We start from the raw sequence: 3092 nt of genomic DNA, 5'->3' as shown, positions 1-3092 counted from the left end.
TTCCCTGTCTCATAGCTCAAGTCCGTTAAAACGGACTAATGAATTTTCCTAGTATTTAGTCATCTTTTAGATGACTTTCGCTATTAGCAAGGAACTTGAGTTCCTTGCGGGATGAAGATTTTGCGTTAAGTTGACACCAATGAGCACTACTAAACCCCTACAAATCACATCAAATCAACAGTTTTCCTAATATTACTTAACCAACGCAGAATACACTTTTTAATATCTGCGGGGTTAGTTTGTCAAAGTATGAGGGTATTTATTTTATTTTTTATATTTTTGCAAACCCATGAGATTTAACGGAAGTTTTCTTCCCTAACAACCAATCTAAATGCTGTGGCAATAATTTTGCTAAATCATAATTATTTACTATAGTCTTTCTTGCGGCTGCACGAATAGCTTTCATATCTTGGAAGTTATCTAACACTTTGTTGACTTTATCTGCTATTTTTTCGGGAGAAAAGAAATCTACTAAAAGTCCATTTTTACCATCTTTAATTACTTCTAAAACTGGTGGAGTATTAGCAGCTATTAACAAACATCCTGTTGACATTGCTTCTAGCATTGACCAGGATAACACAAAGGGACGAGTTAAATAAATATGGGCTGAGGATGCTTGTAAGACTTGGAGATATTCATGATAAGGTAATCTACCAGTAAAGTGTAATCTGGATAAATCTAAATCCAGTTTTTCTAACATTAATTGTTTATAGGTTTTACCATCAGGAAGAGTTTTACCGTAAGCTACTCTATCTTCTCCCACAACTACAATATGGCAACTTGGTCGTTGTTGTTGAATTAATGCCACTGCTTCCATAAACTGAGGAAAACCCCGATAAGGTTCCATTCCTCTGCCTACATAGGTGACTAATTCTGAGACATAGGAAAGGTCAAGATTAATGCGGGGTAAAACTAATTTAGCATCTGGCTGAGGTTGAAAAAAATTAGTATCTATCCCATCGTGACAAACATTAATTTTACTATGATATTCTGGGGGAAATTGTTGATGTTGCCAATTAGTGGGAGTAAGACCTCTATTGCAATTATATAAATCAATTAAAATCGGGGCGTTTTTTACACGAATTCGACATAAATCATCTGCATTTAATGGTTCATTGGGATCAAAATCAGCATCAGAACCGCGAGGATGATAAAACCATTCAAAGAAACACAATAATTCTGCTTTGGGAAAAACTTCTTTCATAAATAATGTTGGACCCCAACCAGAATGACCATAAATTATATCTGGGATAAAACCCTGTGCTTTGAGGTTTTCTGCGATTCGATATACAGCTTGTCCGGTGAGAACGGCATTTTCTAAATTGCGGACATAATGATGAGTTTGGGGTGCAGCTTGACGGGAAGGTTCATAAATGACTTTATGTACACCTGGTATTGTTCCTTCTTGACGATTGGTAGTAAATACTATTTGATAATTATCATCTTTTGCTAAAGCTGTGGCTAGGTGACGAAATTGGGCGGGAAAATTGGGATGTAAGAATAAAATGCGTTTGGGAGTTATGGCAGCATTTTTCATAAAGTTTCAATATTTATTTCTAAGTAATAGAATCACGTAAATCATTAAGAGTAATCTAGTATAAGCTCGAGGTTTTAACCAATCATCAAGAGAAGCGATTCCACAGGAAAAATCAGAGCAGGAGTGATGAATAGAGAGAGTTTCAGGTGGATAAATTTGCTCAGAAATGATCTAACTTGAGCGATAGTAAAAATTTCCTATTGACAAATTGATAAAGAAGTGATATCTAACTTGTCACCCGTTAAGGGGTTTAGCACTGCTAAACCCCTACAAATCGCATCAATCACAGGATAATTTGATGATGTAGAGACGTTTCATGAAACATCTCTACAATGTGGTTTCCTTCAAGGATACCAGAAGCTACGCTAAGGTAGTTGTAAAGTTATTGAGTCCTAAAGTACCAGTTAAACCTGTCACCTCAATGATGGCATCAGTAGTTGCACTAAACCCGGCTGTAGCATCATTAATAGCCACAAAGGTACGACTACCAAAGGAGAATTGAGCAGCAGCGTTAGCTGTAAAAGTAGCAGTAGTTAACTTAGCTGCAATTTGGGTTGTATCCAATGTTGCCACAGATCCGGCATTAGAGAATCTGGTGCGGGCAGTGGTAACAAGGAATAAATCATTGCCAGTATTAGCAATGAAGTCAGTAATAACATCAAAGCTGTTCAAGACGGAATCAGCTAAGTTGCGGTAGTCAAAACGATCTGTTCCCAGTCCTCCAGTGAGAGCATCTTTTCCAAGTCCTCCCGTTAGGATGTCATTGCCATAACCACCATAGAGGTTATCGTCATCAGCACCACCGTTTAGAGTATCATTAGAGTTAATGTATTCAACTTTTATTGAAGAAGTTTTGTCGTTGAAATCACCTACCCAATTAGTGCTTTCGGTAAATGTGCGACTACTTCCAGTATATCCTGAATGTTCGTATAGTGTAACTTTAAAACCTGGACTTACCTGCAATGAAGATAGTGAATCATTACCAATCTGTAAGTTTCCTAGATCATAATTTCCAACTTGTAGGTCTTGGGCTTGTCCTCCATAACTATCGTGCTGGTAGATGGTTGCACCTATGTATTCAACTTTTATTGAAGAAGTTTTGTCGTTAAAATCACCTACCCAATTAGTGCTTTGGGTAAATGTGCGACTACTTCCAGTATATCTTGAATGTTCGTATAGTGTAACTTTAAAACCTGGACTTACCTGCAATGAAGATAGTGAATCATTACCAATCTGTAAGTTTCCTAGATCATAATTTCCAACTCGTAGGTCTTGGGCTTGTCCTCCATAACTATCGTGCTGGTAGATGGTTGCACCTATGTAACCACCAGGGTCACCATACAGGATGTCTTTACCATCTCCAGAGATGAGAACATTATTACCAGCGTTACCAGTAATGACGTTATTAGCAGCGTTACCAGTACCGTTAATTGCTGTTGTTCCTGTCAGAGTTAGGTTTTCAACGTTAGCAAGAGCCGCAATCGTGTAAGTAACACTAGATTGAATGGTATCTGTACCTTCGTTGGCATTTTCGATAATGGTATCAGTGGTGCTA

2 protein-coding genes are annotated in these 3092 nt (G+C 37.6%); both read right to left on the bottom strand.

The window, feature by feature from the left end; all coding sequences use genetic code 11:
* Nucleotides 1-271: 271 nt before the first annotated feature.
* Entirely contained in the window at nt 272-1537 is a 1266-nt protein-coding gene (locus tag PN450_RS01210; protein ID WP_271835147.1) for a glycosyltransferase family 4 protein, read from the bottom strand.
* Nucleotides 1538-1897: 360 nt separating this feature from the next.
* A partial coding sequence (locus PN450_RS01205) for a bluetail domain-containing putative surface protein (RefSeq protein ID WP_271835145.1) occupies nt 1898-3092 on the bottom strand: 1195 nt, incomplete at its 5' end.

This window comes from Dolichospermum lemmermannii CS-548, from assembly GCF_028330815.1.
Lineage (GTDB): Bacteria > Cyanobacteriota > Cyanobacteriia > Cyanobacteriales > Nostocaceae > Dolichospermum > Dolichospermum lemmermannii.
The sequence above is the reverse complement of the archived record's forward strand: the minus strand, read 5'-3'. Positions and strand labels throughout refer to the sequence as shown.